This is a genomic window from Kribbella sindirgiensis (assembly GCF_004331435.1).
GTDB classification, from domain to species: domain Bacteria; phylum Actinomycetota; class Actinomycetes; order Propionibacteriales; family Kribbellaceae; genus Kribbella; species Kribbella sindirgiensis.
Genome location: NZ_SJKA01000015.1, coordinates 137,920 through 156,037 on the forward strand (window position 1 = coordinate 137,920; position 18,118 = coordinate 156,037).

The following is an 18,118-nucleotide window of genomic DNA, read 5'->3' on the forward strand; positions in this document are numbered from 1 at the left end:
TGGGGTTTGGGGCGTAGGGTCTGCACAGGGTGTTTTGGGCGAGGGGGGACTGACTGTGAGCGAGCGCGCTACCGAGTATCCCGACCACATCGACGCCGCGGTGCTGAAGATCGCCGGTGTCGTGGTGCTGGGCGCGATCATGTCGATTCTCGACATCACCGTGGTGAACGTCGCGCTGCCGACCTTCCAGGACGAATTCGGCTCGCCCGAGAGTCCGGTGTCCTACTCGACGGTCGCCTGGACGGTCACGGCGTACACGCTCGCGCTCGCGACCGTGATCCCGCTGACCGGGTGGGCCGCCGACCGGTTCGGGACGAAGCGGCTGTACATGATGGCGATCTTCCTGTTCACCGCCGGCTCCGCGCTGTGCGCGACCGCGACCAGTATCAACATGCTGATCGGGTTCCGGGTGCTGCAGGGGCTCGGCGGCGGCATGCTGATGCCGCTCGGGATGACGATCATGACCCGGGCCGCGGGTCCGCACCGGATGGGCCGGCTGATGGCCATCCTCGGCGTGCCGATGCTGCTCGGCCCGATCCTCGGCCCGATCCTGGGCGGCTGGCTGATCCAGGTGGCGAGCTGGCACTGGATCTTCCTGATCAACGTGCCGCTCGGCGTGATCGCGCTCGTCTACGCCTGGCGCGCGCTGGCCCCGGACACGGCGCAGCGCACGGAGTCGCTCGACCTCCTGGGCGTCGTGCTGATGTCGCCGGGACTCGCGTTGTTCCTGTTCGGCGTCTCGTCGCTGCCCGCCGAGGGCGGTGACTTCGGGGCGCCGCGGGTCTGGGTCTCGATCCTGATCGGCGTGGCGCTGATGGCGGCGTTCGTGTGGCACTCGTTCCGGCCGCAGCATCCGCTGCTCGACCTCCGGCTGTTCCGCGACCGCAACCTGACGGTCTCGATCATCACGATGTTCCTGTTCGCGGCCGCGTTCTTCGGTGGGCTGCTGCTGGTGCCGACGTACTTCCAGCAGATCCGCGGCGAGTCGACGCTGCACGCCGGCCTGCTGGTCGCTCCGCAGGGGCTCGGCGCGATGGTGACGATGCCGATCGCGGGACGGCTGGTCGACAAGATCCCGGTGGGCCGGATCGTGCCGTTCGGGCTCGCGGGGATCGTGATCGGCATGTTCGGGCTGACCCAGATCACCGCGACCACGCCGTACCCCGTGATCATCGCGATGCTGGTCGTGATGGGTTTCGGGATGGGCGGCACGATGATGCCGCTGTTCACGACGGCGCTGCGGACGCTGTCCGGGCCGCAGGTCGCGCGCGGCTCGACACTGCTCAACATCAGCCAGCAGATCGCGTCGTCGGTCGGCGTCGCGACCATGTCGGTCATCCTCACCAACCAGCTCAACGACTCGCCGATCATCCCCGGGACGAACCAGATCCCGAACCTCGGCGACGGGCTCCGCGAGACCGAGGCGGCGATCCTGTCCAACACCCGCCCGGAGAACGTCGCCGCGCTCCACCTCGACCCGGCCGCGATCGCCCGCGGGCTCGTCGACGCCGCCTCGTCGTTCGCGCACACGTACTGGGTGGCGTGGGCGCTGGTGCTCCTCACCTTGGTCCCGGCGCTCATGCTCCCCCGCAAGCGCGAGGTGACCCACCTCGCCGGCAAGGACGCCGTCATCGAGTAGATCGCGCGGATTGTCCGAGTGCTTGGGTAGTGTCCTGGCGTGGACATTGGGGAGCGGATCCAGGACCTTGCCGATCGCATCGTCGCGCTGCGGGACACCTACTACCGCGGTACGCCGACGGTCGCCGACGCGGAGTACGACGCGATCGAGGACGAACTGCGGTCGCTCGTCGAGGCCAACCCGGAGCTCGCGCCCGACCCGAACCCGTTGGAGCAGGTGGGCGCGCCCGCGGTGCTGCACGCACCGATCCGGCACTCCCGGCCGATGCTGTCGCTGGAGAAGGCGACCCGCCCGGAGCAGGTCGAGGCGTTCTTCGGCCGCTTCCCCGGCCAGTCGGTGGTCGTCATGCCGAAGCTGGACGGCCTGTCCCTGGCCCTCGTCTACGAGAACGGCCGCCTGGCGCGGGCGATCACGCGTGGTGACGGGACGACCGGCGACGACGTGACCCCGCTCGTGCGAGCGCTCGCGGACGGTGTCCCCGACCGCCTCGACGTACAGGACCGCGTCGAGGTCCGCGGTGAGGCGGTCATGTTGCGCTCCACGTTCGCCGCCTACAACGCCGCGCACCCGGACAAGCCGCTGATCAACCCGCGCAACGCCGCGGCCGGCACCCTGCGGGCCAAGGACGCGGCCACGGTCGCCGAGCGACGCCTGCAGTTCCTGGCGTTCGACCTGCTCAGCGACCAGGCCGAGGCTGATCTCGAGCGCGCGCTGCAGACGATGGGGTTCACGGTCGCCGACATGCGGCACTGTGACGACGCCGCCGCGGCGCAGGCGGTGATCTCCACGATCGAGCAGCAGCGCAACGACCTGGACTACGACCTCGACGGCGCGGTCCTGCGGCTCGCCGACCGGGACGCGTTCGCCGCGGCCGGCACGCGGTCGAGCTCGCCGCGGGGCGCGCTGGCGTTCAAGTTCGCGGCCGAGGAGAAGACCACGGTGCTCGCCGACGTGGTCTGGGACGTCGGCAAAACCGGCAAGATCGCCCCGGTCGCCTGGCTCGAGCCCGTGTTCGTCGGCGGTACGACGGTCACTCGCGCGACCCTGGCGAACCAGGAGGTCATCAAGGCCCGCGGTATCAAGATCGGCGACACCGTCCTGGTGCGCCGGGCCGGTGACGTGATCCCGTTCGTGGCCGGCGTCCTCGACGCGTCGAAGCGCACCGGCGAAGAGCGCGACATCGTGCCGCCGAGCACCTGCCCGTCCTGCGAGCAGCCGCTGACCGAGCAGGGCAACAGCCGCGAACTGTTCTGCACCAACGTCGCCTGCCCGGCCCAGACCGTACGGCGGCTGATCCACTGGGCGTCCCGTGCCGCGGCCGATATCGACGCGATCGGCGGAGTCTGGATCGAGCGCCTGGCCGAGGCGGGGATCCTGGAGAATCCGTCGGACTTCTACCAGCTGACCGCGGAGGGGCTGCTGGAGTTCGACCGCATCGGCGAGGTCTCGGCCGCCCGGATGATCGACTCGATCGACACGAGCAGGCAGGTCGGCCTGCGCCGCGCGCTGATCGGCCTCGCGATCCCGATGGCGTCCGAAGGGACCGCGGCCAGGCTGTGCCGGGCCGGCTTCGGCTCCCTGGAGGCGGTCGCCGACGCGGGCGAGGACGGCCTGGTCGCCGTGGAGGACATCGGCCCGAAGGTCGCCGCCTCCCTGATCGAGCACCTCACCCGGCTGCGTCCCGAGCTCGAGCGGCTGCGGGCAGCGGGCGTCTCACTCGACGTCCGCGAGGAGGACCTGCCGCCGGTGGTCGCGGCCGGTGCGCCGCTGGCCGGGAAGACGGTCGTCGTCACCGGTTCGATCAGCGATCCCCGCTCGGGCGAGAAGGTCGCGCGGCCCGCCTTCCAGCGACTGTGCGAGAAGGCCGGCGCGACCATCGCGTCCTCGGTCTCGGCCAGCACCGACTTCCTGATCACCGGGGCGGACGTCGGCGCCTCCAAACTCACCAAGGCCGAGAAGCTCGGCGTCGAGGTGGTCGACCAGTCCGAGATCTGGCAGCAACTCCAGGCGGCCGACCTGCTCCCCCGCTGACTGTCCGATTCCTGACGCCCTGCTGGCGCCGGGCGTCGCGGACCGGAGAGGGTGGACGTATGGCGAACAGCACCGGTAAAGACGGCGAGCTGACAGGCTTTCAGGAGCAGGCGCCGTACGACGAATCAATCGACCTCCGTACCGACTTCGTGATGGTGTACGGGCTCAACGAGACGACACCGCAGCGGATCGCGCGCTGGCGTGACGCCGGGTATCGCGTGCATCTGATGACCGGGATCTCGTGGGGTACGTATCAGGACTACCTCGACGGGAGCTGGGACGGCTCCGGCCATTGGGACGACGCGCAGACCGCGGGTGACGGGTCGCCGATCCTGCACGGGGAGAGCACCGACATCCCGTACATGGTCCCGACGTTCACCTTCACCGAGTACCTGGTGCAGAAGCTCCGCCCGATCATCGAGCTCGGGGTCGAGGGCATCCATCTCGAGGAGCCGGAGTTCTGGGCGCGGGCCGGGTACTCGGAGTCGTTCAAGCGCGAGTGGCAGGCCTTCTTCAACGAGCCGTGGCAGCCTCCGCACAGCACGCCCGAAGCGCACTTCCGTTCCGGGCAGCTCAAGCAGCACCTGCTCTCGCGCAGCCTCGACCGCGTCACCTCCGTGCTGCGCGACGAGGCACTGCAGCAGGGCCGGCAGGTGCGCTTCTACGTGCCCACGCACAGCCTGCTCAACTACACGCAGTGGCAGATCATCAGTCCCGAGTCCCGCCTGCGGACCCTGCCCTCGATCGACGGCGCGATCGCGCAGGTGTGGACCGGTACGTCCCGGACCCCCAACGTGTACGCCGGGAAGGTCGCCGAGCGCACGTTCGAGACGGCGTACCTGGAGTACGGCATCGCGCAGGATCTCACCCGCGGTACGGACCGGCGGATGTGGTTCCTGCACGACCCGATCGAGGACCACCCGGACCGTACCTGGGAGGACTACCTGGCCAACTGGCAGCGCACCCTGATCGCGTCGCTGCTGCACCCGGGCGTCGCGCGGTACGAGGTCGCGCCGTGGCCGCACCGGATCTTCAACCGCCCGTACCTGCGCGAAGGATCCACCGAACGCGAACTCATCCCGCCCGACACCGCCACCAGCTACCTGATCGCAATGAACAGCCTGCGCGACCTCGACCAGCCCGAGGTGCGGTGGGCTCAGGAAGGCCCGCGGATCGGGATCGCGCTCTCGGACACCGCCATGTTCCAGCGCTGGGCACCGGGGGGCGGCTCTGCACATTCCGACGGGGGCCACTACGACGGTCTGCAGGACGCGCTGGCGCTCGAGGGTCGCGAGCAACTGCACTTCTCCGACTTCTACGGTCTCGCGTTGCCGCCGCTGTACGACGGTCAGCGGGTCTGCCCGGTCCAGCTCGAGAACGTGATCGACACACCCGACGCGCTGGACGACGTCGACGTACTCGTCCTGAGCTACGAGTTCCAGAAACCTCTTGCCCCGGGCATCCATTACGCGCTGGCCGGGTGGGTCAACCGCGGCGGGAGCCTGCTGTACGTCGGCGACGGCGCGGACCCGTACCACGAGATCCGCTCCTGGTGGACCGGCCGGTACGACACGTGCGCGGACCATCTGGCCGAGGCACTCGGGGCGGATCGCAAGCACGACGGTGCTCAGCCGGTCGGTCAGGGACGGGTGCGCTTCATCGCGTCCCGCCCGGCCGACTTCACCGAATCACCAGAGCGCGCCGCCGACCTGGTCGCGGCGATCCGAGAGCTGGCCGGCGGCACCTGGGAGTCGACCAACTGGCTGTCGGTGCAGCGCGGTCCCTATCTCATCAGCGCCGTACTGGAGGAGACCGGCGGCTCACATGTTGTCGAAGGCACCTATCTCGACCTCCTCGACCCACAACTACCCGTCGTCAACCGCCGCGAACTCGCCCCAGGCGAACTGACCTGGCTCCGCGACCTCACCTACGACAACGAGCCCCTCCTGGCCTCCGCCGGCCGGATCGTCGACTGGCACCAAGACCAATCCACCATCCACTTCACCTGCGAGGCCCCACGCGGCGTACAGGTGACAACAGCCCTACGCGTCCCCTCCGAGCCCACAAACCTCACCGGCGACGTCACAGCCACGCACTACGCCAACGGCATCCTCTGGCTCCACCACCCCGGCGTCCCCGCCGGAACCCCCATCCACCTCACCTTCTGATTCGCCACACTGCCACCAGACCCTTCCGCTGGCTTACTGTCGGGACATGAGTGAGCTTGTGGTGGAGGCGCCGGTTGTCGCTGTGACCGTCTATCCGGATCGGGCGCGGGTCACCCGCCGCGGGCGGATCACGGTGCCGGGTGGGGATCAGGTGGTGTACGTCGAGCCGCTCCCGCTGTTGCTGGAGGAGGATTCGGTACGGGTGTCGGGACGAGGGCCGGCGACAGTCCTCGGGGTGGACGTGGCGACGCGGTATCACGCGCAGACACCGGACGACGCGGTCGCCGAGCTCAGGCGGGCCCAGCGCGCGGCGCAGGACGAGATCGCGGCCCTCACCGACGCGAACGACGTACAGGTGCAGCTCGAGACCTTCCTGGCGCAGTTGGCGAAGCGGGCGGGTGGGAGTTTCGCGCGCACGCTGGCGTCGGGTGATCCGGGGGCCGAGCTCGGTGGTTTCACGGAGTCGCTCGCGGGGCGGTTGTCCGCCGTACGGGCGACGCGTCGGGAGCTGACTGTGCAACGACGTGAGGTGGAGGAGCGGCTCGCTGCGGTCGGCCGCAGGCTGGCTGCGCTCAAGGAGAAGAAGGGACCGGACCGACATGCCGCCGCCGTCTCGCTGGCGCTGGAGTCCGAGGCGGAGGTCGAGATCGAACTCTCCTACGTCGTGCCCGGAGCCAGCTGGACCAGCACGTACGACGTCCGGCTCAAGGGCGATCGGCTGACGTTGAGCTGGTACGGGCTGATCACGCAGTACACCGGCGAGGACTGGCCCGAATGCGACCTCACGTTGTCGACGGCCCGGCCGACCGTCACCGCGAAGGTACCCGAGCTCGACGCCTGGTACCTCGATCGCGCTCACCCCCACCCGCCGATGCCGGTCGCAGCGGCCGCTGCCCCGCAGTACAGCGGCACGGTGACACCGCAGTCCGCGTTCGCCGAGAGCCTCCAGAGAGCCGACTTCGTGGACCTCGACGCGACCGTCGAACAAGGCGTGACCGCGGCGACGTACACCCCGCCGCGGCCCGTCGCCGTACCGGCCGACGGCGCGACGCACCGCGCGACGATCGCCGCGATCGAGCTCGACGCCGACCTGGACTACATCACGGCGCCGGTGCGATCAACCGACGTCCACCTGCGGGCCACCGTGGTCAACTCGTCCGTCCACACACTCCCGGCAGGGAAGGCCGCGGTCTTCCACGAGGCGGACTTCGTCGGCTCGGCCGCACTGCCGTTGTGGGCACCCGGCGAGGACGTCGAGCTCGCTCTCGGCCTGGACGACCGCATCCGGGTCGAGCGGAAGCTGGTACGGCGGGACGCGACGAAGGCGACGCTCGGGTCGACGCGCCGGCGGCAGGTCGAGTACGAGACGACGATCGAGAACCACACGCCGCGGACCGCCCGGATCACGGTGCTCGACCAGTTCCCGGTCGCCCGCGACCACGAGATCACCGTCAAGCGGCTGACGGCCGACCCCGAACCGGCCGAAACCACCGACCTGGGCGTCGTCACCTGGAAACTCGATCTCGAGCCCGACGCCGAAACCACCGTCAAGCTCGCGTTCCGCGTGGACACCGGCAAGTCCGTCGAGCTCACCGGCTGGCGGGAGTAGCCCGGCGCGCCCTACCCTCCGCCGCCCAACTGATGCGCACGGCAATCACTACCTGGAGTGGCGCAGCTAGTGCGTCAGAGGGCGCCGTCAAGCCACGACCACGCGACCTCGAACTTCTTCTCCAGCCGGACCCGGACCGCCTCCGCGACCAGCAGCTCGAGGCGGGTGCCGACGACCGGGACGGACGCGATCACGTGCAGATCGAACGCCTGCGTGGTCCCGCGTCCTTCCGGGACGATCCGCGTCGTACCGGTCAGCTTCACGGGCACACCGGTGAGCGCTCCACCGACCTCGGCGAGCCGCGCACCGTCGGCGTCGGGGCGATGCCAGACCTTGAACTGCTCCAGTTCGAGCGTGTTCCCGACGAACCTGCGCGCCACCACCGGTACGTCGGAGACCTGCGTCTGCCAGTGCAGCTGAACCGCGAGGTCGTCACCGTCATCGCCCACCACGACGTCGTACGACTGCGCCTGCAGCCGCTGGAACACCTGCTCCTGGAACGTGACGTCGGTGATCATCGCGAACACTTCCTCCGGAGAGGCGTCGTACGACGTGGCGAGAGACAGATCCATGCGCCCCATCTTGCACCGCTCGCCAACACACGGTCACGCCCGCTGCAGCTTCCGGCCGCACCTCACAGGACCAAGCGCATCCGCAGCTTGGGCGGCTCCACGTCGACCACCTGAAAGCCGAGGCGTTCGTACAGATCACGCGCCCGATTCAGTTGCAGCACGTGCAATTCGACGACGTGCGCGCCGGACCCCCGGGCGCGATCGAGGAGACCGCGCAACACCGTCGTACCGACGCCGCTCCCCTGCACCTCGGGCGCGATCTCGATCCGGGAGATGTAGAACGTCGTGGCATCGATCATTGCCGCCTGCACCATCCCGGCCTGCCGACCTCCGACCAGGACGAGCTCGACGGTCTCCGGCGCGAACCACTTCCGGTGGAACTCCCGCTGGACGTCGTCGTCCCACGGACCCCAGGTCGCTTCGATGACGTCGCCCAAGGCGCGGCGATGCAAGTCGTACAAGAACTCGTCGTCGCCGGCCGTGGCCGGTCTGAGGTCGACGTTCTCCATAGCTGCCACACGATACTTCGTGCCGTTTTCCACCACTGAGCGGATAGGTGGTGACACGGTGGGCGACTTTCGGTAACCTTTTCGTGATGTTCACCGCGTAGCTGACTGAGAACGGGGCTTAGGAAGCGCATGGCCATCAACAACTTCGCACCAGGCGGTGCGTAACTCAGACATGTCCATACACACCGCCGCATCTGTCGCAGTATCCGGCGATCTCGACGACGAGGACGAACTGATCCGGCTCGCGCAAGCGGGTGACGGAGCCGCCTTCGGCCGGCTCTACGATCGGTACCTGCCGTCCATCTACCGGTACACCTACAGCAAGACCTCGTCCCGCAGCGCGGCCGAGGATCTGACCAGCGAGACGTTCCTGCGGGCGTTCCGCGCGATCGCCCGCCGGCCGCGGGCGCACCTCAACTTCGCGGCCTGGCTGGTGACCATCGCCCGGAACGTGGTGATCGACCATCACCGCTCCGGCTGGAGCCGGCTGGCGATCGTCACCGACGAGGTCGACCCGCAGGTCGACGAGTCCATCGGACCCGAGCAGGCCGCACTGGCCTCGGTGAGCGAGGCGTCGCTGCGCGGCGCACTCGCTCAGCTGCCGGACGACCAGCGCGAGTGCTTGTTGCTGCGATTCTTCACGGGGCTGTCGATCAGTGAGACCGCCGCCGCGATGGACCGCACCGACGGAGCCGTCAAACAACTGCAGTTCCGCGCGACCAACCGGCTGCGCCGAATCCTCGACCGGGTGCTCGAGTGACCGGTTCGTGAAGGCACGCGAAACACGCGACGGAGTCCTTGCGCCGCATCCTACGTTCCGGTAGGAAAGGGCGCGTGCCATCCGGCTCACGACCGCCCCGTCGTACGGATGCATTCGGCACCGGGCGGTTGACAACTCATATCTCACGGGGAGATATCCAATGAGCAATCCTTACGACGAGCAGAGCAACGACAGCCAGTACGGCGACGGCCAGAGTGGCGAGAGCCAGTACGGCGAGCAGGGCGGTCGGGAGGATTCCGGCAACAGCTACGGCTCCGGCGACGACTCGAACAGCGGCGGCAACGACTTCGGGCAGGATTCCGGCGGAGGGGAATCCGGCGGCGACTACGGTCAGCGCGAGGAGTCGGGCAGCCACTACGGTCAGCGCGAGGAGTCCGGCAGCAGCTACGGCTCGGGCGACGACTCGAACAGCGGCAGCGAGTACGGCCGGCGCGAAGAGTCGAGCAACGAGTACGGCTCCGGTGACGGGGACGAGCGTTCGTCGGAGGGTGGCTACGGCTCCTCGAACGACGGCGACAGCAACGACAACAGCACCTACGGAAACTGAGCGGGGAGCACGAACATGGGCGTATTCGACAACATCAAGGACGCGGCCGAGGGCCTGAAGGACAAGGCGGCCGACCTGGTCGACGGCCACGGTGACAAGGTCTCCGACGGCCTGGACAAGGCCGGCGACTTCGTCGACGAGAAGACCGGCGGCCAGTACGGCGACAAGATCGACCAGGGCGTCGGCGTCGCCAAGGACCAGCTCGACGGACTGGACGGCCAGAACGACGACATCCCTGACAACCAGGGCTGATCGAACGCAAACACACTGAGGCGGTCGTGGGGATTCCCCACGACCGCCTCAAGCATTTTTCTGACTGCTGCGTGGGTGGTTGGCGCGGCCCGGGCGGCGAAGTACGCATTCTCGACGTGCCGACTGGCTGCGTGGTGCCCCCGCGTGATCGCACCCGCGCGCACGGCGTCCCACCGCACTACCTAATGAGCCGCCCCGCACCCCCCCAAACCCCGCCACCGCTGTCGCTCCCCAAACCAGTTGGGGGAACCCCGCACCCGCATCGGGATGGTTTCGTTCCCGGCAAGACAGGTCACTCGCTCCGACGACACAACTCACCGCCAGGGGCACCGCCTCAGGCGTTTCCCAGCGCATCGTCAAGCGCTGAAGGCCTGCACCGTCAACGCCGCGAATCGGCGCGAGGCAGCCAGCCGCCGGCCCGGCGTCGACGCCTGCAGCCCGCGGTGCGCGGTGAGCATGATGACGAGGTCGCTCAACTCGAAGTCCCGCCGGAGCTGCCCCCGCGCCTTGGCCCGCCGGGCCAAGGTCGCCACGGACTTCAACGTCAGCTCCCGACTCGCCGAACTGTCGACCGCATCGGGGTACGTCGCCAGAAACGCGTCCGTGAACCCGCGATTGCGGACGTGCAACTCGCAGATCCGCTCGATCACCAGACAGAACCCGCGCCACGGATCCGTTGCCGCAAGCCCCTCTTCGACAATTGCCTCACAAGCACGGACCTGTTCGGCGAACGCCGCGGTCGCCAGCGCCTGCTTGGTCGGATAGCGCCGGTACAGCGTCGCGGGACCGACCCCCGCGTGCCGGGCGATCTCGCGCATCGGCACGTTCAGCCCCTCACTCGCGAACAAGGCCCGCGCCGAGGCCAGGATCCGCTCGCGGTTGTCCTCCGCGTCGGCGCGCAGTTTCTGAGGCAATCCATCCGTCACCTCTCTCACTCTAGCCAACCGGACGGGTGCGTCCACTTAACCTCGAAACAAGTCGAGAGGAGAAGGCACGTGAAGGCAGTGGTGATCAAGGCGTTCGGCGGTCCCGAAGGGCTGAGCGTCGTCGACGTACCGGCACCGGAGCCCAGCGCGGGTGAGGTGCTGGTCGCGGTCGAGTCCATCGGGGTCGGAGGTGTCGACGCGCTGACTCGCAGCGGTTCCCTTGCTGCGTGGGGTTTCCGCGAAGGTCTCGTGCCCGGATCGGAGGTCGCCGGGACAGTGATTGCCGTCGGCCACGAAACGGACAGCTCGTGGATCGGCCAACGAGTCTGGGCCTTCACCGGCCTCGGCGGTGGGTACGCCGAGCAGGCGATCGCCGCGGTCGAGGACGTCGTACCGCTGCCGACCGGCTTGTCCGCCGCGGGTTCGGTGACGCTCGGGGGCTCCGGCGTCGTGGCGCACTTCGGCTTGAAACACGCGCGCTTCAGCTCCGGCGAATCCGTGCTGGTGCGTGGCGCCGCCGGAAGTATCGGCATCCTCGCGGTCCACCTGGCCGCGCAGGGCGGCGCATCGGCGGTCGCGGTCACCACCTCCTCGGCGGCGCGTGGTGAGCTGTTGCGCGAGGTCGGCGCGACGCACGTTCTGGACCGGTCCGGGGCGGGCGATGACACCGCTCCCCCGGCGTACGACGTGATCATCGATGTGGTCGCCGGTCCGCACCTGCCGATGTTCCTCGACAAGTTGCGACCCAACGGCCGGCTCGTCGCGGTCGGCGCGATCGCCGGTCCACCACCAGTCGATCTGGGCACGGCGTTGATGGCCAACTTCCGCAAGTCCTTGTCCTTCGCAACCTTCAGCGCGGACACGGTGCCGCCCGCGGAGCGCCGTACGGTCAGAACCGCGCAGTTCGCCGCCGCGGCGGACGGTCGCCTGCCGTTGGTGATCCATGAGCAGCTGCCGCTGGACGACGCCGTACTGGCACATCAGAAGATGCAGGACGGCGAGGTCTTCGGACGGATCGTGCTGGAGCCGGCCTAGTCCTCGAGTTCATCCGCGGTGGCCAGGGCGATCAGGTTCTCGGCGACCTGGGCGCAGCGTTCCTCGGCGCGGCCGCGGGACGTGCCGGTGTAGCGCAGGCGGGCGGTGGCGGTGAGCGGTTCGGAGCGAACCTCGATCAGCGAACCGCCGGGGCGCGCTTGCACCTTGACGGCAACCTCGACCCAGCCGCCCAGTCCGCTCCGCAGCCGTACGACGAGTTCGCTGTCGGGCCGCCAACGCTCGACGACCGCGACGAGCAGCTGCCGGTTGTGGGCGTGCCGGGCGCGTGGTTCGCGGCCGTCGTCGCGCAGGATGACGCTGCCCACCTGCGGCCAGTTGAGCCCGGCGCGCAGCTCCGGCGGTACGGCGACCATCCATTGCGCGAAGGTTTCCGCGTCACGGAGTACCGACATGACGGCATCGACGTCAACGGCACCGAACCGCCACGCCATGACCATCGCATCCGCTTCCCTGTCGGCGACACGTCCTCACGTCCGTGTCTACCAGGAAGCACGGTCGACCGAGCCCCTCAAGCGCTGTCGTGGACGTCACATAGCCCTTACCTTCTCGGGCCGGGCCAGTCGGTAGGCAGGTACGCCGACCGCCGTCACGACCACATGCATGACCATCAGGCCCGCAACCGCGGTGGCCGAGGTGTCCGGGATGAACTTGGTGGCCAGGAGCAACAGGTCCGGGATCATCGAGAATACGAGGACAACGGGAATCAGTACGCGCAGAACGGCTGCCGTACCTCGGTCCGCAGCCGGCGCTCGAACTCCTCCGCCACCTCGGCGCCGTGCTCCGTCGGCGTCACCACACCGGTCAGCGCCCACCTTGGTCCCGGATCCGGCCGGAATTTGCTCCAACACGATCGGCAACTTTTCGGCGGCGGCCGGACTCCAACGCGGTACGACGGAGGCTGGGGTGCCTCCGCTCAAGGGGAGGACGATCCAGATGTTTCGTAAGACCGTAGGTCTGGCCTCGGCCGGCGCGCTCGCATTGGGCCTCGGGGCGGCCATGGTGCCGACGGCCCAGGCAGCACAGTCAGGGCAGTCCACGTCGGGCAGCACGACGGCAACCACCGCGGCGTGTGCGCTGCGGCTCGGGTCGGTGACGTCGACCGGCGCGTTCACCAGCCGGATGGTCAACGCCACCGCGCCGATCACCATCGGCGGGGTCCGTGGGACGGCCGGCGTGTTCGGTGCCAACCAGGTCCAGAAGATCAGCACGTTCGTCGGCTCACCGGTCGGCGCCAACGGCGAGTCGCGGTCCGGGCTCACCGTGATGGGCGGCGCGCTCTACTCGAGCTCGTTCGTCGTCGACGGCCAGAGCCAGCTCGATCCGCACTACCCGCACAACAACCTCCGGATCGGCGCGGGCTGGTCCGGGTACCGCTGGATCGAGCAGTCGGTGTACGCCGGGAGCCCGGCCCGCACCCTGCTCTACGGTCAGCGCGCCGACGGCATCACGCAGCGCTGGATCTCCGACGGCAAGGGCTGGCGCATCACGGCCGGCGCCGGCGGGCTCAGTACGGTCAAGGGCATCGCCTTGATCGGCCGCACCGCGACCTCGGAGACCTTCCTGGCGAACACCCGGGGCGGCACGCTGGTCACGGTCACCTGGCCGACCAAGGTCAACGCCGGTCCGACCAGCCGAGTCGTCCGCGGCTCGACCTGGCAGGGCTTCGAGCAGCTCATCGCGACCAAGTGCGGCGCGAACGGCACGCTGCTGCTCGGCATCGACAAGGACACCAAGTCCGGCTACCTGTACGCCGTTGGCCACGCCAACGGCACGAGCACCGCGATCAAGAGCCTGGGCAAGGTCCCGCTGACCTTCTCCGACCCGCAGTACTTCCGGATCGCACCGAAGTACGACGTACTGAACGGCGGCTAGCCACCAGGGCGACCCGGACCCCGCAGCAGGGTCCGGGTCGCTTTGTTTGGTGTTCCCCCGCGCATCAGGCGCTGGTCACCGAACTCCCCTACCCTGAGATCGCTCCGTTCCGCCCACGGAAGGTCTTCGCATGCGCCTGGTGACCTTAGGTCTCGCAGTTGCTCTCCTGACGCCCACAGTCCCCGCAGTCGCCGCCCAGGCCGCGTTCGATCCGGCCGCGTACGTCGACCCGTTGATCGGGTCGGCGCGGGACGGGACGACCTGGCCGGGGGCGGTGCGGCCGTTCGGGATGATCTCGTGGAGCCCGACCAGTACCCGCGGCGACCAGACCAGCACGGGCGCCGCGAACGGATACCAGTACGACGTCACGCGGGTCCGCGGCTTCAGCCTGACCCACCTCAGCGGCGCCGGCTGCAACCCGGGCGCGGCGGGCGACATCCCGATCATGCCGTACGTCGGCGCGGTCGACTCCTCGCCGACCGCCGACACGACCGATACGAAGTACGCGACGAATTTCCGGCACGAGAACGAGAACGCCGTCCCCGGCCGCTACACCGTCACGCTGGACTCCGGCGTGAAGACCGACCTCGCCGTGACCACTCGCGCGGGCGTCGGCGAGTTCACCTTCCCGGCCGACCGGCCCGCGAACCTGCTGTTCCGTACGTCGAACTCGCTGAACGGCAGCGAGGACGCCGAGATCACCATCGACCCGAGCCATCGCAAGGTCACCGGGTCGGTGCTGACCGGGGCGTTCTGCGGGCGTCGCGCGAACGGCGGCGTGAACAACCGCAAAACGTACTACCGGCTGTACTTCACCGCATCGTTCGACCAGCCGATCGTTGCCAACGGCACCTGGAAGGACAGCACGCTCACCGCGGGCAGCACGCACACGACCGGCGGCGAGGGATACGCCACCGGGGCGGACCGGGCCGGTCGCGGCTCCGGCGGGTACGTGACGTTCGCGCCCGGCTCCGCGGTGCGGATGCGGCTCGGGATCTCCTACGTCAGCCCGGCCGGCGCCGAGCAGAACCTGCGCGCCGAACTCAGGCCGAACGCCACCACCGCAAAGATCGCCGCCGACGGGTACGCCGACTGGCGGCGCGAGCTGAACGCGATCCGCCTCACCGGCGGCACCGATGCGCAACGGACCACGTTCTACACCGCGCTCTACCACACGCTCCTGCAGCCGAACGTCTTCAACGACGTCGACGGCCGCTACCTCGGATCCGACCTGAAGATCCACTGGCTCGCGCACGGGCAGAGAGCGCAGTACGGGACGTTCTCCGGCTGGGACCAGTACCGGGCCCACATCCAGCTGCTCGCGCTGCTCAAGCCCGATGTCGCGGGCGACTACGCGCAGTCGATGTACCAGTTCGCCCAGCAGAACAAGGGGATCTGGGACCGCTGGCTGCACAACAACGGCGCCACCCACGTGATGACCGGGGACCCGGCCGCGCCGACGCTGGCGACCTTCGTCGCGATGGGCGCAACGAACTTCGACGTCCGCGGCGCCTTCGACTCGCTGGTGCACCAGGCGCGCGTGCAGAACGCGGACGCGGAGAACGACGGCGGCTGCCCGGGTCAGTGCACCGGGCAACGGCCGGCGCTCGACACGTACCTCGCCAAGCACTATGCGCCGCAGGACGCATGCCATTGCTGGGGCGGCGCCGCGGAAACGCTGGAGAACGCTCTTGCGGACTTCTCGCTCGCTCAGTGGGGCGCCCGGATCGGCGCGGACGTGGCGGATCTGAAGGACCGCGGCGGCTGGTGGAAGAGCACCTTCGACCCCGCCGTCGGGTATCAGCGGGCACGGAAGGCGGACGGCACCTGGCAGGACGGGTTCAGCCCGTCGACGGATACCGGGTTCGCTCAGGGCACGACGTCGACGTACACCTGGATGGTGCCGCAGGACGTCTCCGGTCTCGCCACCTTGATGGGCGGACCAACGACCGCGGTGCAGCGGCTCGACGCGTTCTTCCACGACGCCGACGGCAACTGGGCGGTGAAGGGCGGCAGCCCGGTGCGGTACGACCCGACGAACGAGCCGGGCCTGCACACACCCTGGCTCTACAACGGTCTCGGTGCGCCATGGAAGACGCAGGCGACCACCCGCGAGATCGTCGACACCGTCTACGGAACCGGTCCGTCCGGGCTGCCCGGGAATGACGACCTCGGGACGCTCTCCGCGTGGTACGTCTTCGCCGCGATCGGACTCTTCCCGCAGACGCAGGGCCGCGCCGAGTTGCTGGTCGGTAGCCCGCTGTTTCCCAAGGTCGAGGTACGCCGGAGCAACGGCGTACGGCTGACGGTGGAAGCGCCGGAAACGTCGGACACGAACCAGTACGTCCAAGGGTTGTCTCTGAACGGCCGGGCGCGGAGCGAGTCCTGGTTGCCCGAGTCGTTCGTGACACGCGGCGGGCGGATCGCCGTTCAGCTGGGTGCCGCGCCGTCGGCGTGGGGAACGCCGCCCGTGGACCACTGAGACGGCCGCCGGAGGGCGGCCGGTATGCTGTTCGGAGTTTGACCGGCGGTGGGGCTCGCCGGATCCAACTGTCGCCGTCGGCGGCCAACAGTCCCTACCTGAGGAACCTCGCGGCGCCGCGCCGCGAGGCCGTTCCCGGTAGGAGGTATGTCCGTGCAGTACCACGTCAGCGACCCGAGCGATCCCGTCGGCGCTGCGACGCCGGTGAATTCTTTGCCCAGGGGCCCGGTCGATTCCGACGTCGACCTCCGCGTCGACGGGCGGGCGCAGCGTGCGCACGACCCGGCGGTTCTCGGCGCCATCGCCGTCGGCGGCGCGATCGGCGCCGCCGCGAGGTACCTGGTCGGGCTCGGCTGGCCGACCCCGCCGGGCGGTTTCCCGATGAGCACGCTGGTCATCAACGTGGTGGGCTGCGGCCTGATCGGGATCCTGATGGTCGTGGTCACCGACGTTCTCCCCCGGCAGCGGCTCCTCCGGCCGTTGCTCGGCACCGGCGTACTCGGTGGGTTCACCACGTTCTCGACGTACGCCGTCGACATCCAGCGGCTCGTCACCGGGGGAAACGCCGGGATCGCGTTGCTCTACCTCGCCGGGACGATCGTCGGCGCGTTGCTCGCGGTCCGGGCCACGGTCAGCGCGACGCGGGCGCTGATCACCTGGAGAACGCGATGACCCGGCTGTTGCTCGTGATCGCCGGCGGTCTGATCGGGGCGCCGCTGCGGTACGTCGCCGACAGCGCCGTTCAGGCCCGGCACGACTCGCTGTTCCCGTGGGGCACGTTCAGTGTGAACGTTGTGGGCTCGCTGGTCCTGGGTTTCCTGGTCGGCGCGTCCGCCGCACTTCCGCACGACGTCCAGCTGGTTGTCGGCACCGGGTTCTGCGGGGCGCTCACGACGTACTCGACGTTCTCGTACGAGACGATCCGGCTGTACGAGGACCGCGCGCGGTTCCTCGCGGTCGCGAACGTCGCCGCGAGCATCGTGGCCGGCCTGGGCAGTGTGTTCCTCGGAGCAGCCGTCAGCCAGGCGATCTGGAGCTGATCAGCGATCGCGGACAGCGATCCCCGGATAGTCGAGCACCAGACCCGAAGCGTCGAACGTCAGCTCACACTCGAAGTCGAACGTCGCGGACTCGTAGTGGAACACGTGCCGGTCCTCGTCCGACCTCATCAGCGTGTAGCGCTGCTCGAGCCGGATGACGCTCAGATCGTCGGCCTGCACGAACGCCGCCGGCACGTCGAACGTCGTACCGGGAACGAACGGGATGCGATGCACAGGCAACGTGTTCGTCACCGCCGACGACTCGAAGTCCACGTCCCGACACCCATCGAGCTCCGGCCGCGCAACACCGTCCACGGTCCACCGGTCCCCCGCCCCACGCTCCAGCACCACCTCACGCTCCCCGGCAACCGTCGAGCTCACCGCCACCACAGACTCCGTAGCCCAGTCACCCCCGACAACAACCTCATACCCCACATACCAGCTCGCTTCGCCCTCCCGAGCCGCCGTACGCCCCCGCAACCGCCCCTCCCCCACAAACAGAACCTCAAACCCAACCCGCGCACCCCCATGCGTCCAAGACCCGGCAGCAGGCAGCGGTCGCAACTCCATGCCCACACACTAACCGCGCCCGGTCATCCAGCCAGTGGATGGCGGAATCGGCGAGTACGTCGTG

18 protein-coding genes are annotated in these 18,118 nt (G+C 69.0%); 12 read left to right on the forward strand and 6 right to left on the reverse strand.

All coding sequences use genetic code 11. The features are described 5' to 3' along the window. Positions 1–55: 55 nt before the first annotated feature. Genes E0H50_RS32940 through E0H50_RS32955 form a run of 4 tightly spaced genes read left to right on the forward strand, consistent with a single transcriptional unit; the run spans position 56 to position 7,447 of the window. Complete coding sequence (locus tag E0H50_RS32940) at positions 56–1,639, forward strand: DHA2 family efflux MFS transporter permease subunit (RefSeq protein ID WP_131294894.1); 1,584 nt, start codon at positions 56–58, stop codon at positions 1,637–1,639. 39 nt (positions 1,640–1,678) lie between these two features. Further along, on the forward strand, positions 1,679–3,670 hold the full coding sequence (gene ligA, locus E0H50_RS32945; RefSeq protein ID WP_131294895.1) for an NAD-dependent DNA ligase LigA: 1,992 nt from the start codon (positions 1,679–1,681) through the stop codon (positions 3,668–3,670). 59 nt (positions 3,671–3,729) lie between these two features. Continuing rightward, a complete protein-coding gene (locus tag E0H50_RS32950; RefSeq protein WP_131294896.1) occupies positions 3,730–5,838 on the forward strand; it encodes a hypothetical protein in 2,109 nt (702 codons plus the stop codon). Between the two features lie 46 nt (positions 5,839–5,884). Next, positions 5,885–7,447 (forward strand): mucoidy inhibitor MuiA family protein, encoded by a 1,563-nt coding sequence (locus tag E0H50_RS32955; RefSeq protein WP_131294897.1) that lies wholly within the window; start codon positions 5,885–5,887, stop codon positions 7,445–7,447. A 74-nt stretch (positions 7,448–7,521) separates the two neighbouring features. On the opposite strand, the gene E0H50_RS32960 is transcribed toward E0H50_RS32955, so the two are convergent. Both E0H50_RS32960 and E0H50_RS32965 read right to left on the reverse strand, forming a co-directional pair. Continuing rightward, positions 7,522–8,019 carry a DUF2505 domain-containing protein gene (locus E0H50_RS32960; RefSeq protein ID WP_165547379.1) on the reverse strand — a complete coding sequence of 166 codons (498 nt, stop codon included), beginning with the start codon at positions 8,017–8,019 and terminating at the stop codon, positions 7,522–7,524. Between the two features lie 62 nt (positions 8,020–8,081). Next, on the reverse strand, positions 8,082–8,528 hold the full coding sequence (locus E0H50_RS32965) for a GNAT family N-acetyltransferase (protein ID WP_131294899.1): 447 nt from the start codon (positions 8,526–8,528) through the stop codon (positions 8,082–8,084). Positions 8,529–8,700: 172 nt separating this feature from the next. On the opposite strand from E0H50_RS32965, the gene E0H50_RS32970 reads away from it, so the two are divergent. The 3 genes from E0H50_RS32970 to E0H50_RS32980 all read left to right on the forward strand — a co-directional run bounded on the left by E0H50_RS32970 (position 8,701) and on the right by E0H50_RS32980 (position 10,108). Beyond that, a complete protein-coding gene (locus E0H50_RS32970; RefSeq protein ID WP_131294900.1) occupies positions 8,701–9,288 on the forward strand; it encodes a sigma-70 family RNA polymerase sigma factor in 588 nt (195 codons plus the stop codon). A 160-nt stretch (positions 9,289–9,448) separates the two neighbouring features. Then, the gene (locus E0H50_RS32975; protein ID WP_131294901.1) at positions 9,449–9,856 is read left to right on the forward strand and encodes a hypothetical protein; all 408 of its coding nucleotides are present in this window, start codon (positions 9,449–9,451) and stop codon (positions 9,854–9,856) included. Positions 9,857–9,871: 15 nt separating this feature from the next. Next, entirely contained in the window at positions 9,872–10,108 is a 237-nt protein-coding gene (locus E0H50_RS32980) for an antitoxin (RefSeq protein ID WP_131294902.1), read from the forward strand. Between the two features lie 356 nt (positions 10,109–10,464). Here E0H50_RS32980 and E0H50_RS32985 read toward each other — a convergent pair whose 3' ends face one another. Further along, positions 10,465–11,034 carry a TetR/AcrR family transcriptional regulator gene (locus tag E0H50_RS32985; protein ID WP_131294903.1) on the reverse strand — a complete coding sequence of 190 codons (570 nt, stop codon included), beginning with the start codon at positions 11,032–11,034 and terminating at the stop codon, positions 10,465–10,467. A 69-nt stretch (positions 11,035–11,103) separates the two neighbouring features. Here E0H50_RS32985 and E0H50_RS32990 point away from each other — a divergent pair, with 69 nt between their 5' ends. Next, the gene (locus E0H50_RS32990; protein ID WP_131294904.1) at positions 11,104–12,069 is read left to right on the forward strand and encodes a zinc-binding dehydrogenase; all 966 of its coding nucleotides are present in this window, start codon (positions 11,104–11,106) and stop codon (positions 12,067–12,069) included. Here E0H50_RS32990 and E0H50_RS32995 read toward each other — a convergent pair. Next, complete coding sequence (locus tag E0H50_RS32995) at positions 12,066–12,482, reverse strand: hypothetical protein (RefSeq protein ID WP_131294905.1); 417 nt, start codon at positions 12,480–12,482, stop codon at positions 12,066–12,068. The genes E0H50_RS32990 and E0H50_RS32995 overlap by 4 nt on opposite strands. 135 nt (positions 12,483–12,617) lie before the next feature. Then, positions 12,618–12,770, reverse strand: a complete 153-nt coding sequence (locus E0H50_RS43210) for a hypothetical protein (RefSeq protein ID WP_165547380.1) — start codon at positions 12,768–12,770, stop codon at positions 12,618–12,620. A 253-nt stretch (positions 12,771–13,023) separates the two neighbouring features. Between E0H50_RS43210 and E0H50_RS33000 the strand changes: the two genes are divergently transcribed. The 4 genes from E0H50_RS33000 to crcB all read left to right on the forward strand — a co-directional run bounded on the left by E0H50_RS33000 (position 13,024) and on the right by crcB (position 17,484). Next, a complete protein-coding gene (locus E0H50_RS33000) occupies positions 13,024–13,962 on the forward strand; it encodes a hypothetical protein (protein ID WP_131294906.1) in 939 nt (312 codons plus the stop codon). A gap of 130 nt (positions 13,963–14,092) precedes the next feature. Beyond that, positions 14,093–16,444, forward strand: coding sequence for a GH92 family glycosyl hydrolase (locus E0H50_RS33005; protein WP_131294907.1), 2,352 nt, complete (start codon positions 14,093–14,095; stop codon positions 16,442–16,444). Positions 16,445–16,591: 147 nt separating this feature from the next. Then, entirely contained in the window at positions 16,592–17,116 is a 525-nt protein-coding gene (locus tag E0H50_RS33010) for a FluC/FEX family fluoride channel (RefSeq protein ID WP_165547381.1), read from the forward strand. Continuing rightward, positions 17,113–17,484 carry a fluoride efflux transporter CrcB gene (crcB, locus tag E0H50_RS33015; protein WP_131294908.1) on the forward strand — a complete coding sequence of 124 codons (372 nt, stop codon included), beginning with the start codon at positions 17,113–17,115 and terminating at the stop codon, positions 17,482–17,484. Before E0H50_RS33010 ends, crcB begins: the two co-directional genes overlap by 4 nt. Here the strand turns inward: crcB and E0H50_RS33020 are convergent, their stop codons facing one another. Then, complete coding sequence (locus E0H50_RS33020; RefSeq protein WP_131294909.1) at positions 17,485–18,054, reverse strand: putative glycolipid-binding domain-containing protein; 570 nt, start codon at positions 18,052–18,054, stop codon at positions 17,485–17,487. Between the last annotated feature and the right edge of the window lie 64 nt (positions 18,055–18,118).